Origin of the sequence: Pseudobacteriovorax antillogorgiicola, from assembly GCF_900177345.1 — a bacterium.
Lineage (GTDB): Bacteria > Bdellovibrionota_B > Oligoflexia > Oligoflexales > Oligoflexaceae > Pseudobacteriovorax > Pseudobacteriovorax antillogorgiicola.
In genome coordinates, this window is record NZ_FWZT01000011.1 from 194,354 (window position 1) to 219,649 (window position 25,296).

The following is a 25,296-nucleotide window of genomic DNA, read 5'->3' on the forward strand; positions in this document are numbered from 1 at the left end:
TATGAAACTTTATGTCACCCTAACAATCTTATTTTGGATTGGAATCGCACAAGCCAACCATTTTGAAGATGTCATGGATCTCGAAATAGGAGACGAAGCAAGCGTATTTTCAATTATTCACACTGCCCTTGATCAAGCTGATTATGACAAGGCATATGCCTATATTGGCTTTTATAGTCAGTTTCCAAACGAATTTAAGAATAGAGAGATAGAGTTCAACGACTTTATCAACGAATGGAAAAACGATAGTGAGATACCTAATTTTATCGCTAAGGAGATCGCATTTCATTTTGCGATTTCACGGGCAAACATTAATTCAGGCAACAAAGCTAGTCTTGAAGCATACTTTCCCGGTGTCATAGGATGGTATAATTGGCGCATATCTAACCCCACGCAAGGTCTCGATAGTGGACAATTTTCTTACTCAAATGATTTGCCTGACGTTGAAAAGGAGACATTTCAAACGTCTGTGTCAATAAATACTGAAGAAGCAAATCCAGATGACCTTTGGTTTGATGAGCAATTAGGAAGGCTTCAAAGATTAATCGATCACCTAGAATTTAGTGCTCAACAACAAGAAGACTATCTTGAAATTCTGGAGCTTGGCTCAGCATTAACGCAGAGTTTGATCAACAAGCAATACAAGGATAACGTAACCAAGGGGTGGAATCAAACAACATGGAACAGTCAGTCAAGACGTCTAGCAAGTGAAATCTACAATGCGGCCTATACTATCCAAGACCTAAGGTCCAATTCTAATGCATTCTCAGATATAGTCAGCGAATTTAGTGATCTAGTCGATGAAACCTGGGGTACGAATAACTTCCTAACTCCTTATAGGAACCTATTGTTGACAGAAGCTAGCGCATCGCTCTATGCCTACTTGTGGCCTGAAGAGAACTTTGAAACAAAGACATCGAGTACGGCTCTCCAACTAGTAAATAATCACCTGTACTGGTCTAATAGCTTCCAGTCGGTAGTAATATCGTATATGGCTGAAATATCTGATTATCTAGTAGACATTAAAGATCTTCCTCATAGACTTTTAGCACTACAGATGTTGACCAATTCCCCACTCAACTATGAATCATTAAGACCAACCGAACCAGCTAACTATCATCAAGTAGGCGGGATCTCGACAACGCCTGGTTGGATCGAAAAACTAGAAAACCTCTCTGAAGTTTTTGCATTAAACTATCACAATGAGCTAGCATGCCCTGCCATACAAACAAATGGGTTCGATAGAACCTACTCGAGTGAATCCAATACATTTATCAAAAATGAAATTACATCGATGGTTCCTGTGAGATACCTGCCAGACCCAAATACAGGGGATATGAGTGAATCATCATTCTATCACAATAAGTTTTCGAGTTGTGAAACATTAGTATCATTCTATGGTCACCTCATGGAGATTCTCTTATCAGATATAGAGCGGAGTAAAGCCAAACTTAATAGTAACTCAGATGATTGTGTTTCAAGGTGGGTTGATAATCTATCAAGTGGTTCAGTTCGTCAAAATAGTTCTTCTGATGCTTGTGACCTCTACTCTTTGGGAACCCTCGTCTCAAACGAGTCCCAAGCATCAGCAATCTATGATTCATCTGAACTTAAGGAAAAGCTCTACTTTGCTTTGAATAATAATAATCCAAGTGTTCCAGAAACAATCGATCAAGCTTGGCAAAACTCAAACGGCGGCTTTGGCGAGCAGTTCTTATGCCTTCAATGGCGAGACTACACAGTTGGTAAAATTGCACCAGAGGCTACTGAGTATGGTTTTATTCAAGAGCGATTTGACTATCTAGTCAACTATCTATTCTTGGTGGCTATGGTTCACAACGATCAAGTGCTGGAGAGAGGGTTTGATCGCGATATCAATCTTACTATTGATAAGGTTCAGATTTCCCCTAATCAGTGTAAGATTCCACTTGCGATATTCCACCCTATCCCTGGGATGGATCCAATCGTTGATGACAAAGCAATGTATCGTAATGCGCTTACAAAAATTCTTAATATGAGTTCTGGAGTTGCAAGCATTCGTCCTTTGCCTTTGCCATGATCTCGTAGTGCAGTTAATTTCACGTGAATTTCGGAGAATCAAGAATGAAAGTTAGGATAGGCCAATACTTCCTCATGGGAGTGGCTTTGGCATCTTGTAGTAGCCAAGAACAAGAAGGCTCACAGCTTAAGAACTATACAAACCCTATTATTATTACAGAGGATTCATACCCTATTCTTTTTCAAGAAAGGGAGTTTGATTCATGGATAAAGAAGGAAATTGAGACTGCTGAAGTATCGCTTCAAAAAGCCGAATCTTATTTAAAGGACGAAGCAAAGAAACGGAATCGTGATCTCGATGGATACCTGAGTACAATCGACTATACAGAATTTTCGCGATGTTTAACTGGAGATATTAGTAACAGTAACGAATGCGCAGGCAAGTCGACATTACCTCCTGCAGTAGAGTATTTTAGTCTCCAAGCTATTCAAAAGTATACTGAGGTCCTTAACTTACTTGCAGGTGAACGAAGGAGTGAAGTTGAACTCGATCAATTCGTAGATAATGGTTGCGTTGGTAGCTTGACTGAAGGTGAGCGCTACCTATGTGAAGAGATCGTATTAATGACTACTCTTTACGAAGAATCTTACCGTCAACAGTTCATCTACTATTTTGGTAAAAATCCTTCTGACCAAGAGATGGATGAAGAAAATATTACCAGACCTGAAGATTTTCCTGAAATAGTGGAGAATTCAAGTGACGCCTTTCAAAAGTATATTCTTTATGGTCAGATGGCTGAAGAAATTCGTGAGAAACTAGTAAACTATCAAGTTCAAATTGAAAACAAAGTCTTGCAGTTGACTCAGGGTCAACTTCTTGAGGGGCAAGTTCATGAGATTCCGTACCTTTCCGTAGTTGGCACACCCAAAGATTTCTTAAATTGGGTCGAAAAATATGCGAATAAGGTTCAAAATTCAGCAGATAATCTTCTCCTCAAGAAGGAAAAAATAATCGTTCTGAGAAAAAATGGACTTGACACTAGTAACACCAAAGCAAACTACCTCGAAAAAATAAGCACCTTAGAGAGCAATCTTACAGTCAACAATATTGAAGATGAGACCCTTGCCACTGAGGATGATTTCTTCGAAGAAAGTGTTGCAAAAACTCAGGCACAGATAGCAAATACACAGAGAAAATTCAGTACCGAGATGCGCTCGGTTTTAGGGAACACAAATGAAGTGGAGTTCTTAAATCAATTCAAAGTGAAACTGAAACCTAACAGTGCTAGAGCTGACTTCCCAACGGTTACAATCCCTGTTGGTTTCAATGGGCTTATCGACATCAATGGTGGACCAACGAAGTATCGTGCAAACGCAGTTTATCATGGAGAGATTGAAGCTTATAGCTGGTTAAGCAAAGGTTTCAAGAAAGCTAAACGCTGGGTTAAGAAAAAAGTCGTACCCCCGCTCAAACAATGTGCTTTAGGTGGCGCTGTAGGTGGAGCAACAGGATGCTTAGCAAACGTCGCATCGGGAGGGAAAATAGGTAAAGCTGTTAAGAAGCATATCACTCCTCATAAACTCGACAAAATTGAGATAAAGAATCAAAATAAAATCGATAAATTTATGAAGCAAGTCCCCAACCAAATGGTTGCTATGAAAAGCTTCCTAGAGATCAAGCCTCATGAGGGAAACAATTATGCAACAATGAATCAGATGATTCGTGAGCTAGAAGACCTTCCGTTACCAAAGCTTGAGAGCAATGTTGTCAATGCGGTAACCGATCTGAATGGCTATCTAGTTTCGGAAAGTAATGGAGTCAGTTCAGGAAGAAGCACAGGAACTAGCACAGGTAAAAGTAAGAGTATCGGAGTCTCTATGGGTACATCCAAGGGATACTCTAACTCCAATGGAAGCAGTATTAATGGAGGTGTGAGCTTTGTAGTTAGCGCTGGAGTTGGTGCAAACATCGGGAAGTCTGAATCGATAGGTTTTAGTGAATCTGTTAACAAGGGTGAGAGCGCAAGTCAGGGGACAAGCACCGGTCTCAGCGTTGGCAAAACTGCGGGACTCAGTATTCAAGTGGGGTACTATCATCCTAATGCTGAGTACCCTAACCTGAGACTGGGCATGCTTGTCGCCGAAGTCTATTGCGGCCCATCTACGGCCGATTCTTCACTTATGGCCATCTATCCAATAGGAATAAAGAACTTCATTCCTATCGATTCACAAGAATTGACGACAGAAAATGGAAGCCGTTGCTCGGAAGACCTTACACTTCGCCTGATTGTAAATGATGATTTAGATCACACACATGATATTTGCAGGCCTGGATTTGATTGCAACAGCAACGATGAGATTCCCATCGATATTGCACTATACTCCGATACCCAGTCTAACTTTAAAGACATGGTCGATATTTTTGCAGATGATGGCTTTAAGCAAACAGTCCGCGATGCGGCTTATTCAAGCGACCCAGTCAACAACGCACGAAATATCTTTAGGCAAGCTGCCAATGAAAAGAGTATACCATCCGTGCTAATAAACAAGTTTATGCATGTTGTTGATAATGCGGTTTCTATTCAGCTTGATCTGAAAAAGCTGGAGGAAATTGCCTTAAAGCGGAGTAAGCTTAGTAACAGTCATAAAATTCTTGAGCAAAAAAAGGTAAACTTAGCTGCCCAATTGGATTTCGCACGTTACTTGGTCGACAACACTAACCAATCGCTTGACTATCAAAAAAACTTAGAGGGTCTATATTCGAGTGAGTACGAAATTGAACGAGGCAAGCTACTCTTCTATTTAGAAAGACTTAGCTATTGGCTCGGAATCTACGAAAAATCTAAGTTATACCATAATTTTTCTTCTCTACCCATCGATGTAAGTGCATTTATTCGAGGCGAGTTTCTACGCAATCTTCAAGGTGCCTCTACTGAAGAAGACATTGAAGACTATCGCTCAGATCTCAAATCGAAAGATCTCGTCGAGAAAATTCAACAGTTCATCAGTAGTGAACAGGATGATAGTTTCGTACGTGACCTAGTAACACAGAATAAGGTTGGCCATTGCTTCATCGATTTTGATACTGTTATTGCAAAGAAGCTTGGTATTGATGGGTCTAGTTCAGAAGGGGTTTCATCTTCTATTTTTTCAGAAGAAAAATTCGTAGCTTCGCTTGGCTCCGCGTCTAGGGATGACGATCCTGACTTTAATGACAACATCTACCTAGACTTATCAGGCCAGCTGACAGAACAATATGGATATCGAGCAGTTCGCTTCAGAACCGATCCAGCCCTCGCTTCATCCAATTGGCTGGATCCAGAAGAAGATAGTGCCTTGAAGGCTCGTTCAGCCATAACTAACCCAGATGCTCCTCTTCACTGTAGAGAAGCAAGTATGGCCCACTTAGGCAAGCTTCTTGGAGTTAGCTTTACATACGATCATGTTGGTTTTGGATCTCCCGTTTCTTTACAAGCTTACGTGGCAAGACAACCCTTAACATGGTCATACGTTGCAGATAGTAGAACTAAGTATTTTAGTAATGAAGTGGGGTCGAGATTTTACACGTTTATCGACTACACAAGCCTCACCGATACATGGCAATGGGAACTTCGTTTGAAGCAAGCATATCCAGTAAATCTGTTGAATAGTACGAATACTCTTTCTTCATGCAGAAATGATGATGCATCCATGAACTGGCATAGTATGGCTTGTATGAGAACACTACTAGGTGATGAAGTTCTTGATTCCAAACTAAGCACACCGATCAAAACAAGTTTCTATAATCAGTATCTAGGTGGAGATTGGACCCTCTATCTACCAAATACACCGGTATATCAAGAACTCTTTCAATCCTTAAACGGCATGAAAATGCACCTATACTTCACCAATCGCGATCTGAAGTAAGGTTAGTCTGACAACGGGCTAGAGGAAGTAACGGCTTCCTCTAGCAGCAGCGCCCGATGATCTCGCGAAGATCACAACGCTGCTCCAGTTACTTAACTAGTTCCTCTAGGGACTCTTCCTAGGTATAAATGAAAGGCCACTATGAGATCTTGTTCTTTGTTAATACTCTTACTTTTATCAACATCTGTAGTAGAAGCGTCTCCGTATGCTTTTGAACAAGATCCAAGTGGCTTAGATCCAACTAAAGTGAGTTTACCTGAAAAAAACGGAACCCTGCTTAGCTTCGATGGCAAAAGTAAGGTTAACGGTTTTACAGGTAATCTTAGCTATACAATTCCAGTCGACTACCCGAAATGGCGAGATCTCTGGAAGTTACCCTCTATATCCTACTCATCACAAGGAGGTAATGGGATCCTTGGCCAAGGATTCTCAATGGGCTTCCCTAGGCTATTTAGAACAACTCAATATGGAGTTCCAAATGAGAATTCTTCTATTCACTCCTCGCTAGATGGAGAGCTAAGCCTTCAATCCGATGGAAACTTGCTGCCCCGAATTAACAGAAGCTGGCACAGATATGAGAAGCATGGTGACGGCTACCGATTAGACCTTGGAAAGAAGAAGCTATACTTTGGTCAAAGCAGTGCAACTAGATTAGGAAATGGAAAGTTCATAAGTGAGTGGCTTCTTGATTGGGTTGAAGACTCCTATGGGAATAGATTAGTATTTAGTTATGAACATCTAGTTGATGATCGATACTCGATCCTCAAGAATATTTTCTTCGTGAATCAAGATGGCAGCACAATATATGCTAGCAACTTTGAGTACGAAGAACGAGGAGACAAGTGGACAAACAACCGTAAAGGTTACGCGCAGAAAATTAGCATGCGCTTAACATCAATCACTCAATATTGGAATCAAAGCAAAATAGGCTTAACAGCTCTAAAAGAGCAGCTCAAGAATCAAGATTTCAAAAACCTCGTGAGAATTAACCAACTAGCTCTAGGTTACGAAGAACAAGGCATATCTAGTCGTAGCCTTCTGACTAGTTTTCAAAAACTGGGCAATAGTGATAGTGATACCACTCCCATTACAAAACTGTCCTATAGTTCTTCCCCACTTTCAGATGTGGAAGGAATCAACTTAGATTCCAAAAACTTGAACTCTACAGATATCCCAAATCGATCTTCTCTCACGCGAACTAATGCAAGTTTCGTGGACTTCAATGGTGATGGATTGACGGATATCCTTGCATTCAAACCAAAAGATAATAAGTGGTTTGTTTGGATCAATAAAGGTAAGGGTTCATTCAACGAACCAGTTGATCTTGGATTTCATGCCTTCACATTGCAAGCGAAGGTACATACTTTTGGCGATTTTAATGGCGATCGCCGCATTGACTTCTTATATAACAGTCAAACAATACTGAATAAGACCCAAGATGGCCTTTGGGGGCCACCAGCAATAAAGCCAAAAGGCCTACCAGCAAGTATTCCGATGAGCTCTAACGTTGCGGCTTGGGTGGACTTTAATGGAGATAGCAAAATTGACTATATTTTTTATAACTCCACTGGCTTTCTAGTTTATCTTAACGATAGTCAAAACTCCGATATAAAGTTCAAGCCTGGTTACGTAGTAAAGGATCCCCAGGATCTCAAAATATACCATAGCCGCCGTAGCAGCGACCTGCGATGGTTAGACTTCAATGGCGACGGGCTAGCCGATCTCAGTCTCTTCCAATATGCACCGAACAAGCAACAAATAGCCTTTCAAGAGAATCAGGGCGATGGCCATTTTGGTCCTGTGAGAATATTAAGCTATAAAGGCAATGCCATGCTTAACGTGTCGCGCTATGGAGATATAAATGGCGACGGGCTTACTGACCTCATTTTCTACGATGGAATCGTAAACCTAAAAATTCTCATAAATGATGGCCAAGGCGGATTCTCCTCACGTCTGATCCGGCTGGGTAGTGAGTTTAGAAACCATCCCATCACTATGCTCGATCTTGGTGATATCAATGGCAATGGATCCACTGACCTGATTTTTGCAGTAAATAGTAAGGCGGCTGGGATCTATTACTTTGACCCTTACCAAAACCAAAAACACCAAGCGCCATTTCTACTGGAGAAAGTTGAGGATGAATTGGGGCAGCGAAGCGAGTTTACATACGAATCGTCAAGGAATCTCGTATCCGTAGAAAATCAAGCTGACCAAATTCCAGTAACCCATCAGCTCTTAAAGAAACAAGAACGCTATGCACCAACCTACAAGTTTGACAAAGGGTATAAGATCAATATTGTCGAGTCAGTAGATTATCGTTACAAGGATGGCTACTTTGACTATGAGCGCAATGAATTTTATGGTTACCAAACGGTAAGCTCTAACCAAGCACACCAGTTGAACAGCAACGGACTCGCTAGTAAAGGCGTAAAGACAGACTGGCATTTTTACACCAAGGAGAATAAAGGTCTTCTAAAAGGTCTCATAAAAGATTTAAAAAGATATGATATCGAAAGTAATTTACTTTTTGAAGAAGTCAATAATCGATACGAAACCTTGGCCACGGGCAACAATAGCTGGCACTCTTATACATCAGAAAAAGTTACTAAAAGCCAAGAACAAGTTGGGGGCATCAAAACGCGAAAAGTGGCAACGTCCCTAACTCTCAGCTCTGAGCTTATCCCTAGCTCGCAAACAACATCACACTTCGACGTGAATGGAAATCTATACAGAAAAGTTCACACTCAGTTTGTTACATCACACCCCCTACGATTAATAAATATACCGAAATCTTTCGAACTAGTAGATCCGAAAGACAACGGAACTGTCCTACGTAAGCGATTGAGTTGGAATGATGACGGCGATCTCGAGGCGGTTTACCGTGGCCCCGCGAGTGCAGAGATATTCAATAAATCACTTGAATATGATAACTTCGGAAATGTCACTCAGGTGATGAATAGTCTTGGTTATCAGACTACAATCAGCTATGAGCATGGCTATGACTTTCTACCATCAGAAGTAGCGAAACAAGTAAGCCTCGAAGACCCCAGTCGTTTCCTCACTGAAGAATATCGTTATGCTATGGACAAAGGGGCAAAAGTCTCGCTTCACTATGGTCAAAACCACCGTCCAGAGCAGGCTGTTATCAGTGAGTATAAGTGGGATGGCCTAAGCCGACTGCAATCAATCACGATGCCAGGGCAAAACGAACCTAGTACTTGGTTCACCTATACCTGGGGTAGTGAAGGCAAACCGAGCTCCTTTTCTCAATTCACCACTGCTGCTCGCGAGCCAAGCACAACTCTTGCAGACGGGCTGATGCGAACTATTGGTACCGTATCACCATCCAATAACGGCGGATGGCTATTGTCAGGACTCCAAGAATTTGGCCTTCACGGTAAACCCAGTAGGCAGTCGATGCCGATATCTATTTCAAACCTTAACTCACCACTGCTAGCTCAACCCACAGCACGAATGACGACTCGAGAGTATGACTACCTAAAGAGACTGGTACAAGTGACTCACAGCGATGGAGGCTTGGAGTCGTGGCAGTATTTCACAAATGGAACGCAGCATATCAACCAAGAAGAGGAGCTAAGGAGAACGGTCACTGATCACTTCGGCCGCACCTGCCTCGTAGAAGATATATACGATAGATCCTTGATTACACTTTTAAGCCAGGAACTCCAAACAAGCGCCTGTAGCGGTAGCGAGTTTCAGGAAAACTCTGGAGTCAGCCAATTGCTGTTAAGCCACAATCTCCAGGATCAAATTAGTGAGCTTGTGAACGCGGGTCAGCCAGCAAGAACTTACTTTTACGATAGGTTAGGTAGAAATACTGAAATACTAGCTGGTGGACTCGGGACAATTACTATGGCCTATAATGAGGAAGACCAGCTTACGGAAAGAGTCACCAGCTCCGTCAGTGGAAAGGTACTTGAGGCAGTTTACCTTGCCTATGATGGCTTAGGGCGTGAGCTGAGCCGGGATGGTGCCTTAGGAGACTCTAAGGGAGTTTTAGGCCCAAAATCACGCCTCTTCACATTTTCTTATGATGACCCCAATGCTAAGTTTGGACTTGGGAGACTCAGTACTCTAAAGATAAAAGATGATATTTTCGATTATGACTATGATGTCTTCGGTAATGTAGAGCGCGAGACTTTTCTCTCCAGTGCAGGAAACCAGATCAATACATCTTTTGAATATGATGAACACCAACGTTTAACTAAGGTCATATATCCCGATAATTCAGAGGTTCGATATATCTTCGACGAAAGAAATGGTCACACCAAAGAAGCGACGGGATCGCTACTTGCAGAGACTGCGTACGATGACCTAGATCGGTTGGCAAGCCTAAGCTTCAAAAGGCAAGACCTTAGCATGCCTTTCAGCCAGATCTACAGCTACGACGAAAAAGACAGGGTTAGAAGCCATACAGGAAGTTTTGGAACAGCTGAGTTGTTTACCCATCAATTCAATTCCTACGATAAGCTTGATCGCATCCTAGAGGTATCAGGTGCTAACCCTTACTATCAGTCTTTTCAGAAATCCTATCGCTATGACAGCAGGGGACAGATTTCAAATTATCAGCTTGCTGGAAGCAGGTTAGATCAAGGCATGAAAGCTATTGACGCCGATTATTCCTATGACCCAACAGGTGATATCACCAAAATTCTAGGAAAGAACCTCGAAAGAAAGTATGTTGGTGAAGCCCTCGATACAATCTCTCTTGGAAACCAAGTTTGGAGCTTTGGTGATTTTGGCCGACTATCACATAGCCAACAGCATCAGGACATCAACTGGAACTCATTGGGTCAAATTAGCACTATTAAAATGGTGGATGGCAGTAGCTCAAGCTATGGCTACAAACCAGACTTAAAACGCCTTTTCCAAGAAACCGAAAGTGTGGATGGCAGGTCGAAAACCTATTTTGTAAATGACTTTGTAAAATACAAAGAGAGTGAAGGAGCATTCGAGTTTTTCTATAAGTTCGATGATAAGATAGTCGCTCAACAAACCGATAAGTTCAGCTATAATGTTAGTGACAATGTCAGTAGCCAGTGGCTCCTGATTGATGCAGAGAATGGCCAAATCAACCATTTTAACGAGAAGACTCCCTTTGGGGGATTGGTTGCTGAAGTGAACGAGGAACGATCTCCAACTTATCTATTCGCTGGTGGCATCAACGATCGCAACTTTGGCTTGGATCAGATGCGGGCTAGATATTACTCTCCTGAGTTGGGACGGTTTATTTCGCCGGACCCGTTGTACCTTGAGCAACCAGAGAGGTGTATCAGCAGTCCCCTAAGTTGTAACCTCTACACTTACGCAGGTAACAATCCACTGAAGTACATAGACCCAAGTGGTCTGGATATGGTCAAGGCAGCAGAGTATTTTTCCAAAGGGATCGGATCGTTATTCCAGTATAAAACCACTAGGATAGTCACCCAAGTCTCAGGATCGACAGGGTTTGCTTCAGGAGGCATGGGTAAAGCAATATCACCAGACGGTAGTTCTGCGAGATTTTCTACCGAAGCTCAAGCAGGTGGCGGAATACAATACGCTGGTGAAGCCGTGGTTGGATGGGATCCGAACAAAGGCAAGATGAGCCCCTATTTTCGTGGAGGAGGGGGTGTCGGGAGCATCGAGCTGCCGGTCGTAAGCGCGAAAGTGAAAGCACTCGCAGGGCTAGAATTTCAGAAAGATAAGTTCAGCCCATATGCTTCGTTGACTGCCGCAGGCAAATTAGGCCCAATAAAAAGCGATGTTAGGGTGTTTGCGAATACGGGTGGAGCTACGGTGAGGCTCAGGAACCAAACCGGCGCAGGGCCTGTTACAGCAGGGACTGAGACTCATTTTAAGCTCGATCTGAGCAATGAGGCGACAGCAAATTTTTCTGATAACATGAATTCAGCAGCTGGCGAAGTACTCAATTCAGTCGCGGACATCATTTTCGGAGGTGAATAGTGGGCCTAGACGACAAAGCAAAAAGAGACTTGTCATCAATCCAAGGAACCTATGTAATAGGCAAGAATACTTACCCTAATCTGCAGACAAGTTTCCTTGCTAAGACGTTTATCGGTATTTGCGTCTCAATCAGTCTACTCGCGATCGCAGTACATTCGGAAGAGAAACACATAACCACCATTACTTCATTCTTGGGAATAGGTGGTATCTCCTGGATGTCACTCTGGTTTGGTAAATCGATCGCATTCAGACTGCGTTTTGGATACTTGGATCGGCTTGAGATTTTAGCCGATTCTATTCATCTCTTTGGCAGCAATGGTTCGTCGATACAATCTTTCAGGTTATCTGACATTGACAAGATCCATGTGGCACCTATTCTTGGGGGGAAGAAATTCGCAAACATCTCTCTAAAGTCTGGTTACGCTTCTATTCCGTTTGATCTTGAATTCATAGGTGACTTTATCGCGATAGCTGAGACTAATGGGATCCCTGTCGTTTACGGACCAGAGTATCATCCAGGATAAAAATCATAGATACGTTCACCTCAAAATTACCCAAAGACACTCCCAACCTCCACCTGACTAGCCTCAAGCTGCCCGTAGGTGTCACAGGTGATTTTGATACCGCTGTGACCAAGGATAGTGTGGAGTTGGTATATCCTCCCACCCTTGCTGAAGGAAATGGTAAGCGAAGCTGTGTCGGGGCTATTTGTTAGCGTGCGGATATCGTCATATGTGATCTATGGAAAGGAGGCCAGTATCGGGTCTCAACCTTTAATTAAGGCGACATTTTTTTATTATTACTGATACTCGAATAACCTTGTTGATCAAAGCTTCTGATTTCAAAGGGCAGGATTTTGAGGTAGTTGGAAGCTCTATCGCAGAGGGTGATCGGTTAATAGTCTCCGAAGTTGGTAGAGTGCTGCTGGACGAATTTCAGGTGTTGCAAATGGCATGATATACGTGCCGATGGAGGTTGATCACAGTTTGGTTTTTTCTTTAAAGAAGCCATTTCGCATATTTGGGGTGCAGGACACTTGTTCTCGAAGAGGCATCGCAGGGAGCGAGTGATCACCTCATGTGATCATACTTAGTATCAAAGCTATGGAACAAGTTGTAGATCGAGTAACTAATTCGTTTTGAGGTCATGTGAATGATAGCAATAAGCTTGAATCTAGATAAAATCGAGTACTTTGAAAAGAGGGCTATCAGAAGCAGATTGGTTTAAAGACGAGGGATCCTAAAGTAAGTTCGAGAAAGTATGAAACGTGGCGACATCACTATAATTGCGATAGAACCCATAACGCTTTGAAACGAAAACACCGATTGAGGTTGCAATTCAGAAGAAGGGTAGATAGAACAAAGCGACTCAATTGTAAGTTACTTCTAAAAATGGGTCTACTTCGGAGAAAAACCAAGAACTGGAAAGGGTAATATGAAAACAAGCATTATTTCAATCTTATACTTATTCATGACAAGTTATGGGCTTTCGGCTACAAATCAAGCCATTCAGCAAAAAATCTCTTCGCAAGATGCTAAAATTTTTATGCTTAAGAAACGTTTAACCCCATCGACCCGGGTTCTGAAGCTAAAATCCTCAGCAGACGGACAGATATTGAGTGACATAGATGTGAGCAATATTGATACAATTTTTATCGATGGAAATGACAAGGATATTTCAATAAAGTCCTTAAAGGGTGGCGAGCTATTTCAAAGAGTCACGATCTACAAATACACTTATGCCGGCACTGTCACAATCCTTGACAAGAGACAAACACCAGGCGGTAATATTTTCAACCTACGTATTACACCAGTTGTGATGCAAGCCCATCGCAATGAGTCAGTAGAATTGATGAAAACGCCTTCTGGATGGAATACAGTTCATCAACCTCGTTTCTTTGAAATTAGTTTCGGACATTCATCGGAAGACAATGGAGTTTGGGTTCGTGATATCTTCAACGATTACCACTCTACTACTACTCCTTCTGATCTTACGACCAAGTCCATCGATAGCAATAGGAAGGTTGCGTTGTCGAATGGCGTTCTTTATGTCAGGCTTGGACTGCCTAAAACTACTACTGCTTGTCAGCTCCTTCCTGATGACAATGATGTTGTCAGAAACTACGAACTAGAAATGATCACTGATGGCGGAAATTCCGTTTCCTCAATATGGGAGGAAGAAAATATTCCTACTGCTGTGATTTCGAGAAAGTACTCGGCAGATACTCCTACTGTAGTCAATCCGAATCCATTGGATATTTATACGGGATATCGCATACTCTGCTTTTACTAAACTTCACCAGGGCTATCAAGAGAGCAAGTATAACTCTTGTCTTCGCCGTCTACACCAAAGGGACACAATGACCATAAACCAATACACTTACAAGTCGCTATCTTTCGTATGCTTACTGCTTGGCTCAGGAATATGTTTGGCAAATCCAAGCAATTCTCTGAAAGAGAAAGTAGAGAAGCTGGAGAAGATGCTCCTTTTGCATAGCGCAAAGATAAGGCAGTTAACATCAACAGTTGAGCAGCTAAAAAGCGATCAATTTAGCGGTAATGATAAGTGTCCCCAGTTTATTACCATCCCCAATGGTGCTGACGGCAACTGGCACTCCTTAGAGTTTATTACGGGTGATAATCTTTCCGCAAGGCTTTCTGGTCACCGTGGATATCATATCTATGCAGACTATCAAACACCAGGAAAGCACTCTCTTGGTTCTTGGACTGTTCTCAACACCTATGGCGCTGTGCCTGAAATCTTAGGTGGGTCGGCTGCTTACAATTCAGATTCACGAAAATTGGAACTACAGTGGGTCGGTACCACCTACGATTTCCAGTTGCAGATTCGTTCTGCGATCGCTGCAACAAACACTAACTTTCCCAACATAAGAGTTTGCATAGACCCTCTACCGGCGAAACTTAGCATAAATGATAAAGTAGCTAACTAACCCTTCCTACCAATAAATCGCAGAGCGACCTTAGGGAAGCTCTCCGAGACTTATGTAAATTATCGGAGAGTTGTTAGGTCTCTTTAGAAACATCAGAGTTCTCAAAGTACATATAAATCTTGACTCTCAAAACCCGATCAAAAGAAGTCATCGCGAAAACTCAACAGAGTAGGCTTAAAAATTGAGTTAACATATTGGCTATCAATCTCGAAAGAAAACTCAGCATCAAGAGTCTGCGACCATACTTCCATACTGATGTGAGCTAGCTCCGTGCCCATTGTGGGGTCAAGCTGACGAAGTGATCTCTCGCCTTTGTAAGCAAATATGAAACTTTCATCCCCCACCGCATAGGGGATTAGATGCGAAAAGCCAACTTCATGGAGAGTCGACATAATGATTGAGTTATGCTGAAAACCGTTAGCTCCAGAGTGTGGACTACTGCTGTTCACTAGAGGAATGTCTAGAACTGCAAATGACTCTTTGGACATCCTTTTGAAGAGCATGCGGTAGAATTCCACGCTGTATAGCTTTAAGACATCGTATGAGTATGGATATGGAAAATCGATGTATATGCCATCATAGTATTTTGAGCTATTCTTTATGAACGAGAAAGCATCTACAAATGAAGTATGAATTCTATCGCTAGATAAGCTTCCCTCGTTGAGGCCAATCATTTGTTCACTGTTTCTAGAAAACTCGTACATGCCTTCATCTAATTCTACATGTTCAATTATTGTTGATTGATCAAGTTCCTTTATAAGATCTCTAGCTAACAAGCCATCTCCACCACCTAAAATCAAGGGAGCTTTTGGCTTCATCAATGCAATAAGGTGAGGAAGCCTCGACATCGCCTCGTGATAGCTCCTTTCGGATGAGGAATCAAATTGAAAGTGTCCATCAATAAATAGGCCGTTGGTATGTGGCTCATCTTGAAGCGGTAGAGAGGCGAACTCAAGCTTTTGATACAGAGTTTGCCTCTCTTCGATAGGAGGTAAAAAGCTAAGAAACCGAGGGAGCTCACTCATTGATACTTGTTCAGGCAAGTACTTGTAGAAATAATAGTAGAAAACGTGGCGATTGGCCTTATAAGTAGGTTGATACAGAAAAGCACAAACTATCAGACAGAAACTTGGAAAAGCAACCCACTTTCTAGACTTTTCTTCTGCGATAAACACCGCACAAATCAGGTTCAACACCCCTGCAAATAGACATGTGTAAACTGCACTAACTTGTGGCAAGAGCCAAAAGCTAAAAGCTAGCGACGCCAATAATGAGCCAAAGTAGTTGAATCCCAAAACCATCAGCGAATGGTTACCCTTACCCTTCAGTGACTGAATCAAGTAGGGTATCTCGAAACCTGATAACGTACCAATAGCTAAGGTGAGACCCTGCCCCAAAAGAACATACGTAACCCACGGTAACCATCTACTTTCTTTCACTTGCTGGATGGTAAGGAAGTCTGATGTTTCGAGAACATCTATCATCGCATCATTGAAATAGATTCGATATATTATGTGCCCTGCCAGCAAGAAGAGAGGAACTAAAGGTCCTAATATAGATAGCATCAACTCAACTTTCAGAAACCTCACCCGGCTATGCGCAAACCTCTTCGTATCAGACAGAAATGCTCCGAAGCTCAGACCACCTATGTATACAGCGATAGTCACGCTTTGCCATAAGATGAAGTTTCCGAGCAAATCTGAAAATATTTTAGCTATACTTAACTCATAGAGAAAGCTACACACAGAAAGGAGCATAGCCAAACCGTAAACTTTTCGAGAGGAATTCAAAGATAAAACTCCTTGAGAATGTACTCGCTAATTGTATCGGAAAATATTAGCAGTCCCATGATCGTGGTAAGCAACATAGCAGATCGCGTTCTAGAGTAGCTCTGCTGCCAGGCAAAGATAAAAGCTATCAATGCATTAGCAAGTGCCAGGGAAAGCGCTGTAGCAAAAAGCCCCAAACTTGGTAGCAAAAAGAGAGGAAATGTAAAACATCCTGCGACAGTACCCAAGTAGTCGAAAGCAAGAACTTGACTTCCTGAACTGACACTAGCTTTTTCACCAGCTTCCATAAGGAGTGGCAGCTCAATGCCAGATAAGAAACCAATTATGATAACAAATATATGGCATAGGGAAACACTTGCTAGTGCCCCAAAAGCTACTGTACTAAGACTACTTGTTAATACAATCATAGCAAATGGGAAACAGGCTCCTAGGATTGCTAAGGTCATTTCTAGATTGATAAAGCTGCTAACTAGATCAAGCTTCGTCTTGTTAAGCTCAAAAACAACAACTCCGAAACCCATCGATGCGATGTAGAGCCCAACAGTTACCGCATAGCGCAGGACTGTCCCTCCAAATAACGAACTCATAGTCTGCGCTAAGGTTAACTCATAGATAATGCTACAAGAAGCGACAACGAAAGTGCCTATTGCAAGACTTATCTTGCTGATATGTGGAGGTGATAACATGATGACTCTTAGCAACGCTCTATTTTGTTTCTAGGTCCACAACAGGACCCCTTAAGCCCACTTAGACATTGCAACCTGCAAAATATTGCATAAGTCATTTTGGACGTGTGAAATCCCAATATCTCTAAGCCGCAATACTTAGCCTGTATACCTGTCTTAGGTGAGTCCCTCCGAGGACCGGATGAAACAAAGCAGATAGAAATGAATAATAGACTAAAATCATTAGATATATTAAGAGGAGTTATAATTCTCCTCGCATTTGTTCAGCACTATGGCTATTTTCTAAATGTCTGGGGAAGCGCTTATCTTAATCAGTATGACTTGCTACCAAGCAGCTGGGGCGACATACACCTCAATCCTTCTGGTGTTGTAGTTTCATGGATGGTTCAATACCTTACTCCCTACGTTAGCCAGCTCTATCTAATGTTAGCCGCATTCAACCTTGGCCTAAAGTCTTCAAAAATTCATGAGCCTGGCGTCTATAAAAGGCAGATGAAGCGCTACGCGATTATCTTTGGGTTATTCTCCATAGAAAATATATTTGTTGCTTCCGAGTTTGGAGCTATATTCACCTTCCATCCTCTATTGGCTTGGTCAGTGATATTAGGAACTATCACTACAATTCGATACTTATTCCCTAGATGGTACCATTCTGTTTTGGTGATTATGATCCCTATCTTGTACTATGTTCTAGCGCCAATGTCTGGAACTCTAGAACTAAGAGTTTGTGGGTTCATAGGTCCTGGATGTGAGTATGATGCCCAATTAGAGTACTTTTTTCCATCAGCTCTGATTGGTCTTTTTCTAGGGGAGTTTTTTTCCACTGCAAATAAGGCTCAATGGAGTACTTTACTTGTCTGCTCGATAATTTTTACGATGGTCAGCCTCTTTTGGATGCCTAACCATCAGGTTAACCCAAACAATATTCTAGAGTTCGAACATCTATTCTTTCAAAGCCTTGAGGGATTATCTCATACATTGCTTGTTAACCTAACGATTGTCATGCTGGCAGCGAGGCTGAATATAGGATACAGATGTCTGGGCTTTGCAACTAAGGTACTCGAATGGACCGGCAAAAAATCATTGCAGGTATTCTTATGGCATAAGGTTCTATTTATATACGTTATCGGCCCCATCTTTGAGATTCTTGCGTTCAATCTAGGTGTTGCCGCTATACCGAATAACATAATGACTGTATTAGCTGCCATTACAATTTCTACAGGAGTTTCGTTTTGCTTAGAGAAGCCTACAAACATGCTCTACTACTCTCGTTAGCTTTAATACCCGCCTGCTCAGGGTCCTTGTCACAGCCAACATCCAAAGACTATTTGAGCGAAGAGGATCATATAGTTGCTGCGATTGAGCATTATCGCTCGGCCTTCGAACTGGAGTGGCAAGCAAGGAGTGACGAAGATGATTCTGCTAATAAGCAGCTTCGCTGCAATCAGAGTTTAGATAGATCTGCCACTGCTTCGTCTTCAATAGATCTATTTAATAGCAGTACATTCTGTGGTGCTCTAGCCCAAACCAAACCCTATGGAACTATTGCTCCCTATCAGCTTGAGTTCGGAACGATTACATATGATTTTATCATGAAACCTGATACTAGCGCCTTTCGAAAAGGCGTGCGAAACGTTGATCAGAATCTTGCTCATCTATCTGAGACTTTTCCTCAATATTTCAAAAAAAACGACCTTCGTATATTGATAACTAGCAACCGAAACTCCATTGGAATGCACAAAGAAGCTCTACTTCTACCATGGGATATGCCGAAGATTCTTCAATTTAAGGTAATACTAGTAGCTTTAAAGACAAGAAGTCAGTGGGAAGGCTTCGACCCGAATAAGTTTCAAGACATTAATCATTACTGGTTGAGCTTGGAAAAAGAGATTGGTAAATAGGGTAGATAACTACCCTCAAGAAATGTTGTAAAACTCATTGACTAGCAGGAAAGCCATCTACGCGTCCCGAATTGTAAAGAGTAAAATGATTGTCATCTCCAAACATGAATCGTAAGTTCCGATTTTCAGGGACTTGAAGGGTTTCGTAGCCAAACGTACAGCTAGAGTAAGGACAGTGACCGATTGCGACTTCCCCAAAAGTGGCGCCTTCTTCAGAGTGAATGACACCTTTAGCTTCTACTCCTCCGTTGTTCCGAACCAAGAATTTACGATCTTCGCCGAACAAAAATCGCAGATTGTGAATACTCTTGAGTTGTATTGTTTCATAGGAGTACTCACAACTTGCATGAGGACAGTGTCCTACTCCAATATTTGCAAGTTTTGCTCCTTTTTTGGCGTCTAGTGTATCCTCAAGCTCAGTCTTTCCTTTAACCTTAAGCTGACCTTTCACCGCAATTTGATTCACTTCAATCGAGTCTGCTTTTAAGATATCCGCTTCTACAAACTTGGCGTTGAGTTTATCAATCTCAATCTTTCCGCTTGTGATATCTTGAACAAGCTTTTTAAGCGCTTCAACTTCTTTCTGAAGTAAGATTATTTTCGTTGATTGACTGATAAGCTCTCTCTGAATTTTGCTAGAGTCTTCACTACTTGGCCTTGCAAGTAATGCAGGCGAGCAAAAGCTAAGAATGAGACCAATACTCAGCATCGGATGTCTAAATTTTTTCATGGTTTTTCCCTATTTTATGGAGTTAGTGGAATGACTATATCAGACTCTTCCTTTGTCAGAGTCCCATTAATATCGCCGACGATATCGTGGACAACAAGATTTCCATTAATATCATTTCGATGGTCTCCCATTCGCCACCAAGCCTTAAGAGAAGAGCTTGATCGGTAATGTAGAAACTCTCCTAACAAGTTCTTTGGTCTACCACCTAAAGCTAGGGATTCAATTTCCATGTCTAATAGAGACTTTTGCCAAAAGCTCACCTCGTCGATACTTCCTGTAAAGAACCACCCTGGAACTGCTACATTTGAAGAGTTTTCTTTCCAATAACGAGCGCCGATAAACGTGGGCACAGTGGCAATATAAGCGCCACTTTCTTTAGTATCCAGAAGCTTACCATCCAAGAAAACTGAAAATTGAAAGACCCCGCCTACTTTTTGATTCCGAATCACAATGAAGTGCCAATTTCTATCTTTTATTGGCACAGACCGACTGGGAGTACCACCAACAATCCCATACAAACGACCATTGAAAAAGTTGATTTGATACTCCTTCTCCCCAATATCTCCTAGCCCCTTTCCCATGATTGAACCCTTAGTATCGTCACTAACAACACGAAACCAAGCACCTATGGTATATTCATCTGCTTGAGGAGATGTCTTTAAATTATCCACCGTTCCCAAGGATAATGCGTAATCCCCAGCAAACTTCGTGCTATATAAGTTGCTTATATAACCTTGGTTTTGATTTTTTAAATTTTCTATCTCCTTTTCGAGAATCAAGATCTTTGCTTTCTGGAGGGTTGAGTTCAGTTTTGAGGAGTTTGCTTTTACCGGACCGAAACTGAAAAGAATTCCGGCTAACACAATGGCCAAGATTTTCATAGCAATACCTGTTAGTTTACCTTAGTGCGACATAGTGAATGTGTAGACACAACCACGGGCTTAGCGAAGACACACTTTCAGCAAGGTTATTGCGAAAAAAAGAATCTATCGATTATGATTGAATCGCACTGCGGGCTCGGTGTAGTTACTACCCATTCTGTCACGCTAGGTTAGACTGATTACCCGCGCCTGGCCCAACTTATTACACCCCACTTCTCACATCCATCTATCGACACAGAGATAAACTATTGAGAGGCTATCGAGGTGCGTACTGAGAGATCCCGGGCTACCGGACCTTGAAAAGCGCACCCCTCCACTACTTCCAACTAGCCTAGCTCCTTCAAACGATTAGTAAACACACGCAATGATAAATACTATATGCAGCAAATACACGTAGTACAAACCGATATTAGATGCATTGCGACACCCTGCTAGACCCATCAGATTAGCTAGGTCTTTATAACAAACTTCACCGGATCAAGATTTCCAAATGGTAGCATCTGCAAAAAAGATTGAAACATCTCCGAGCCTGTTTCCATTCAACTAATCCCGACATACTCTGCGTGGGAAGTGAGCCAATCAGCTCAGACTGAAATCAATTAACTGGATGTTTAGCGCGTTGAGAAAATACATTGCTTCAAATTAGGCGATATCATTCTTGGTGTATCCATGCTATCGTCTTCAGTTTATGGTTTATTCCATATATTCGTGGTAGTTACTTTATGTACACCATTCTTCCAAAAACACTATCGTCAGTATTATAGGTGAGTGCTGGCCTCCCAGCTAGAGGATTAGATGCAACTTCTAAAAAAGTGGCTCAATGAGCTTTTGAAGAATCGCTCGAGCGATAAAGTGAGAGAAACTCCAAAAAAGCTATGCGAAATACGAATGGCTGCTGTTGTCGATCCTATTACATTCCACTCCTTTGAACCAGACATCAATATCGAAGTAATTCACCCCCTATCTTGGAAATCACAGCTAACCAAAATGGAACCACACCTTTTGTTCGTGGAGTCTGCCTGGTTTGGAATAAACGGAGAGTGGAAAGGAAAGATTAGAGATAGACCACATGCAATCCTGAAGAGAATTGTTGCCTTCTGTCGATCTCGATCTATCCCAACAGTTTTTTGGAACAAAGAAGACCCCGTGCATTTTGATCGATTTATCGAAGCAGCGACATTGTTCGAGTATGTATTCACAACAGATGTAAATTCTATTCCTCGCTATCAATCTACTGGCATCTACGACTGTCAACTTCTTGAGTTTGGTTTTCAGCCGCTACTCTCAAACCCTATTGAAACTCACAAGAGAAAGATGGCGGCTTGTTTTGCTGGCTCATACTATCGGGAGCTACCAGAAAGGAATATTGCTTTCAAAAACCTAATTGACGCAATAAAGCCAAATCTTGATATTGAAATCTACGATCGAAATTTCGGCACCACTAATCCAGAAAAACAGTTTCCCGAAGAATATCGAGAACTCATAGCTGGAGGCCTTTCTTTCCGAGACATCGAAACTGCGTATAAAGGATATGAATGTGGAATAAACGTCAATACAGTCACAGATTCACCCAGCATGCTCTCTAGAAGAGTATATGAGCTTATTGCGAGCAATACACTCGTAATCACAAATAAAGCTGAAAGCATAGAAACTAAGTTTCCAACAGGAATAATCACTGCTGATAACCACGACGATATGCGGGACTCCCTGAAAGTGTTAAGAGATCGTGAGAGTCTAAACCGCCAAAAAATCAAATTGCTTAGACAGGTTTTAAAAAACGACCGTTTTTCGATAAGACTGCACCAAGTCCTTAGGAGAATTGGTTATTGTCTTGATAAAAGCGAGCCAATCGTAGTTGTCATTGCAAAGCCAGACACGCAAGAAGAACTAAACTTGGTCCTACATAATTATAATAGACAAAGCTATAGAAACAAGAAACTAATAATTTTAAGCGACAAAAAACACAATCTCATAGGTAAAGACGTTCAAGTTATCCAAAACTTGGACCTCCCAAGAATCAGAGAACAATTGACCTCCGTGAAATGGCTTGCTCTTTGGCGACCTAGAGACCTTTATCTGGCACACTATATTGAAGATCTAGCGATTGCTACGCACTATTGTAGCGCGGGAGTCATTGGGAAGAACAGCTACTACCAGATGATTGATGGCGACCTAGTACTACGGGAGGGGGACACTTATAAATGGGTTGACAAACTATCGCATTGGCGCTCTATTTTATCGACATCGAACTTCAATCTGGAGCAATTACCGAAACTTCTGATGTCTGAAGTCGACCTAAAGTCGGTCGTAAGTTTCCAAAAGTTTCTGAGCATCGATGAATTAAACTATGTCGCACACGACCCTAAGGCCCACTTAAGTAAGAGTCTTAAAGATATAGAGCATCTTTTGGCACCTCGAATCGAACACTAAACATTGGTATGAAGAAAAAAATTTACAAACTAAGACGAAATCCCGCAGCCTTTATTTCGGACTCCAGTAATCGGTTGATAAAAGGTTTAGATTCGATTCCTTGCATCAATCACCTTTTGGAAAGCCCAACACTAATTAAAACTCTAGCAGATCCAGAGATGATTCTACCTTCTCGAAAGTTCTCTCCATTTCAACAAGTTCAATCTTATTATAACCGACGCTTGATTGATAAACACAATAGTCCACTAGTCTCAGTCATTATTCCAGTGTATTGTTGCGAAACTACCCTGGTGAAGTCAATTGAGAGCTTACTAGAACAAAGCTACCGTAACCTTGAAATAATTATTGTCGATGACGCCAGTATCGATATGAGTTGGCAGGAAATGAAAAAGCTTGCCCAAATAGATGCCAGGATCAAGCTTGTTAAACGCACTACGAATGGTGGTGCAGCGGCAGCACGCAACTCTGGTCTCGCCCGATCTAGCGGTGACTACATAACCTTTCATGACGCGGACGACTACTCTGACCCATATAGAATCGAACTCCAAATAATTCCATTTTTGAAAAATCCTGAGTTGATCTGCACCTACTGCAATTTTCTTAGAGTAGACCAAGCCAGCCAAGAAAGCATATTCATTAATGGCCATCTTGTAAAGCCAAGGATGATTTCTATGATGGTCAGGAGAGATCCTGTGTTTACAGAGCTTGGATACTTTGCACCTCTTGTTGTTTCTGAGGATACTGAGTACTTTCTACGGCTTAAATTATATTTTGGAGAAGAAAGAATTAAATATATCTTCAAAACATTAGTAGTGTCGAGCTTTTCAATCAACTCTTTACTTTTTTCCAACTCTCTAGTAACTCGTGAATCCGAGAACAGAATTCGTTTTGAACTCGATAACAAGGCTAAAAATACGCTGAAACAGATAGAAGCTAGCCTGCATGACATGAGTTGCGGACAAAAATCCTTCTATCAATGGCCTCAGTAACATATTTGAAGTGGTAGCCAACTAGTTAGTGTCCATCCGAGATCCTCCTTCTTGGATGGACACTAATTAGAGTCTTTGTTTAGAGCATATTTCTTCAAATGAAACTGATTCTTTCGATAATAACTGTGCCTGCTTTGCCCCAGGACCAGGGTTCACAGTCTTTCAGGCTGACAATTAGAACTTGGATTTCAATGTCTCTGCTCTTGTCTACGAGACTGAGGACGATCTGTTGACTTTCGTTCCATTCAGCGATATCAGCTGAGTGGTGGACAGCACCATTTACCAAAACCTTTGCTGCAAGCCGGCCTGGATATGAGGCATTTCCTAGCGGAGTCCTAACATTCAAAACTATGTACTTTCGGTTTTTTAGCCTTTGACTGATTACTGTAAACGATAATGAAACATAGTCACCTTTTCTAGGGCCGCTGTCAGTCAGATGAAACATGGCAGAGTGTTTTTTTAATACAGAGTGAAAATCGGGTTTCCGACTTCCTTTTTCGGATCCTGACTCCAAAGTTGCCTTATCTAGTTCAAAGGAATCTTTGGAGACATAAATCTCCTGATCAGCAATATCTGGTAGGGTGGTTTCGTCATTAATGAACCAATAGTTCAGAATTGGCCAGTTGTCGGCACATAACCGAAGGAAAAACTGATTGTTTTTACGACAGTAATCGGGGTACGAAAGAATCTGCTTTAGGAAATATCTATTGTTAAAAAGGATAAAGGTTTCGAAAGCTGGGTCTGATTCCAAGAGAATTAAGGAATGCCAGATTCCCATACGATATTCCCAATAAAACAAGTCAAATGGATCATAGCCCATGGGGATACTGTCATAGTCTAGAACATTCAAGAAGGACTCGAAGATGTTTCGTATCGACCCATCTTCTATTGATTTGGGGGAGTAGCAGGTTATAGCGTCGTCTAGGCTGTAAGGTTCCCCATTCCACAAACCATTTAAGCAACTATTTTCTCTAGCCACTGGCTGGGTGACAACATATCCAAAGACCGATGCGGCCGATGGTCATTGTACTCATCTACAAACCGGTCTATCGCCTCACGCGCCTCGGC

At 41.8% G+C, this 25,296-nt stretch carries 16 protein-coding genes; 10 read left to right on the forward strand and 6 right to left on the reverse strand.

The features are described from left to right. The first annotated feature begins 1 nt into the window (after nucleotide 1). The 6 genes from B9N89_RS15875 (at nucleotide 2) to B9N89_RS15900 (ending at nucleotide 14,821) form a co-directional block, all read left to right on the forward strand. Nucleotides 2-2,059, forward strand: a complete 2,058-nt coding sequence (locus B9N89_RS15875) for a hypothetical protein (protein WP_132319971.1) — start codon at nucleotides 2-4, stop codon at nucleotides 2,057-2,059. Nucleotides 2,060-2,103: 44 nt separating this feature from the next. Beyond that, a complete protein-coding gene (locus B9N89_RS15880) occupies nucleotides 2,104-5,904 on the forward strand; it encodes a hypothetical protein (RefSeq protein WP_132319969.1) in 3,801 nt (1,266 codons plus the stop codon). A 156-nt stretch (nucleotides 5,905-6,060) separates the two neighbouring features. Continuing rightward, complete coding sequence (locus B9N89_RS15885; RefSeq protein ID WP_159455413.1) at nucleotides 6,061-11,871, forward strand: FG-GAP-like repeat-containing protein; 5,811 nt, start codon at nucleotides 6,061-6,063, stop codon at nucleotides 11,869-11,871. After that, the gene (locus B9N89_RS15890; protein ID WP_132319965.1) at nucleotides 11,871-12,395 is read left to right on the forward strand and encodes a hypothetical protein; all 525 of its coding nucleotides are present in this window, start codon (nucleotides 11,871-11,873) and stop codon (nucleotides 12,393-12,395) included. The genes B9N89_RS15885 and B9N89_RS15890 overlap by 1 nt, the downstream gene beginning before the upstream one ends. A gap of 1,021 nt (nucleotides 12,396-13,416) precedes the next feature. Beyond that, nucleotides 13,417-14,163, forward strand: a complete 747-nt coding sequence (locus B9N89_RS15895; protein ID WP_159455414.1) for a hypothetical protein — start codon at nucleotides 13,417-13,419, stop codon at nucleotides 14,161-14,163. Nucleotides 14,164-14,299: 136 nt separating this feature from the next. Further along, on the forward strand, nucleotides 14,300-14,821 hold the full coding sequence (locus B9N89_RS15900) for a hypothetical protein (protein WP_132319961.1): 522 nt from the start codon (nucleotides 14,300-14,302) through the stop codon (nucleotides 14,819-14,821). Nucleotides 14,822-14,958: 137 nt separating this feature from the next. On the opposite strand, the gene B9N89_RS15905 is transcribed toward B9N89_RS15900, so the two are convergent. Together B9N89_RS15905 and B9N89_RS15910 are read right to left on the reverse strand one after the other, a co-directional pair. Next, nucleotides 14,959-16,611 (reverse strand): spermine/spermidine synthase domain-containing protein, encoded by a 1,653-nt coding sequence (locus tag B9N89_RS15905; RefSeq protein ID WP_132319959.1) that lies wholly within the window; start codon nucleotides 16,609-16,611, stop codon nucleotides 14,959-14,961. Continuing rightward, nucleotides 16,608-17,297, reverse strand: coding sequence for a spermidine synthase family protein (locus B9N89_RS15910; RefSeq protein WP_132319957.1), 690 nt, complete (start codon nucleotides 17,295-17,297; stop codon nucleotides 16,608-16,610). Before B9N89_RS15910 ends, B9N89_RS15905 begins: the two co-directional genes overlap by 4 nt. Nucleotides 17,298-17,498: 201 nt before the next feature. Between B9N89_RS15910 and B9N89_RS15915 the strand changes: the two genes are divergently transcribed. Continuing rightward, the gene (locus B9N89_RS15915; protein WP_132319955.1) at nucleotides 17,499-18,572 is read left to right on the forward strand and encodes a hypothetical protein; all 1,074 of its coding nucleotides are present in this window, start codon (nucleotides 17,499-17,501) and stop codon (nucleotides 18,570-18,572) included. Nucleotides 18,573-18,598: 26 nt separating this feature from the next. Continuing rightward, a complete protein-coding gene (locus tag B9N89_RS15920) occupies nucleotides 18,599-19,198 on the forward strand; it encodes a hypothetical protein (protein WP_159455415.1) in 600 nt (199 codons plus the stop codon). A gap of 34 nt (nucleotides 19,199-19,232) precedes the next feature. Here B9N89_RS15920 and B9N89_RS15925 read toward each other — a convergent pair whose 3' ends face one another. Together B9N89_RS15925 and B9N89_RS15930 are read right to left on the reverse strand one after the other, a co-directional pair. Next, nucleotides 19,233-19,928, reverse strand: a complete 696-nt coding sequence (locus B9N89_RS15925) for a hypothetical protein (protein WP_132319951.1) — start codon at nucleotides 19,926-19,928, stop codon at nucleotides 19,233-19,235. A 14-nt stretch (nucleotides 19,929-19,942) separates the two neighbouring features. Continuing rightward, nucleotides 19,943-20,809 (reverse strand): LamG-like jellyroll fold domain-containing protein, encoded by an 867-nt coding sequence (locus B9N89_RS15930; RefSeq protein WP_132319949.1) that lies wholly within the window; start codon nucleotides 20,807-20,809, stop codon nucleotides 19,943-19,945. A 795-nt stretch (nucleotides 20,810-21,604) separates the two neighbouring features. On the opposite strand from B9N89_RS15930, the gene B9N89_RS15935 reads away from it, so the two are divergent. Continuing rightward, entirely contained in the window at nucleotides 21,605-23,239 is a 1,635-nt protein-coding gene (locus B9N89_RS15935; RefSeq protein WP_132319947.1) for a CgeB family protein, read from the forward strand. An 8-nt stretch (nucleotides 23,240-23,247) separates the two neighbouring features. Beyond that, on the forward strand, nucleotides 23,248-24,228 hold the full coding sequence (locus B9N89_RS15940; RefSeq protein WP_132319945.1) for a glycosyltransferase family 2 protein: 981 nt from the start codon (nucleotides 23,248-23,250) through the stop codon (nucleotides 24,226-24,228). A gap of 94 nt (nucleotides 24,229-24,322) precedes the next feature. On the opposite strand, the gene B9N89_RS15945 is transcribed toward B9N89_RS15940, so the two are convergent. Both B9N89_RS15945 and B9N89_RS32440 read right to left on the reverse strand, forming a co-directional pair. Further along, nucleotides 24,323-25,078: a hypothetical protein gene (locus tag B9N89_RS15945; RefSeq protein WP_132319943.1), complete on the reverse strand. Its 756-nt coding sequence runs from the start codon at nucleotides 25,076-25,078 to the stop codon at nucleotides 24,323-24,325. A gap of 104 nt (nucleotides 25,079-25,182) precedes the next feature. Beyond that, a partial coding sequence (locus B9N89_RS32440) for an integrase core domain-containing protein (protein ID WP_132317675.1) occupies nucleotides 25,183-25,296 on the reverse strand: 114 nt, incomplete at its 5' end.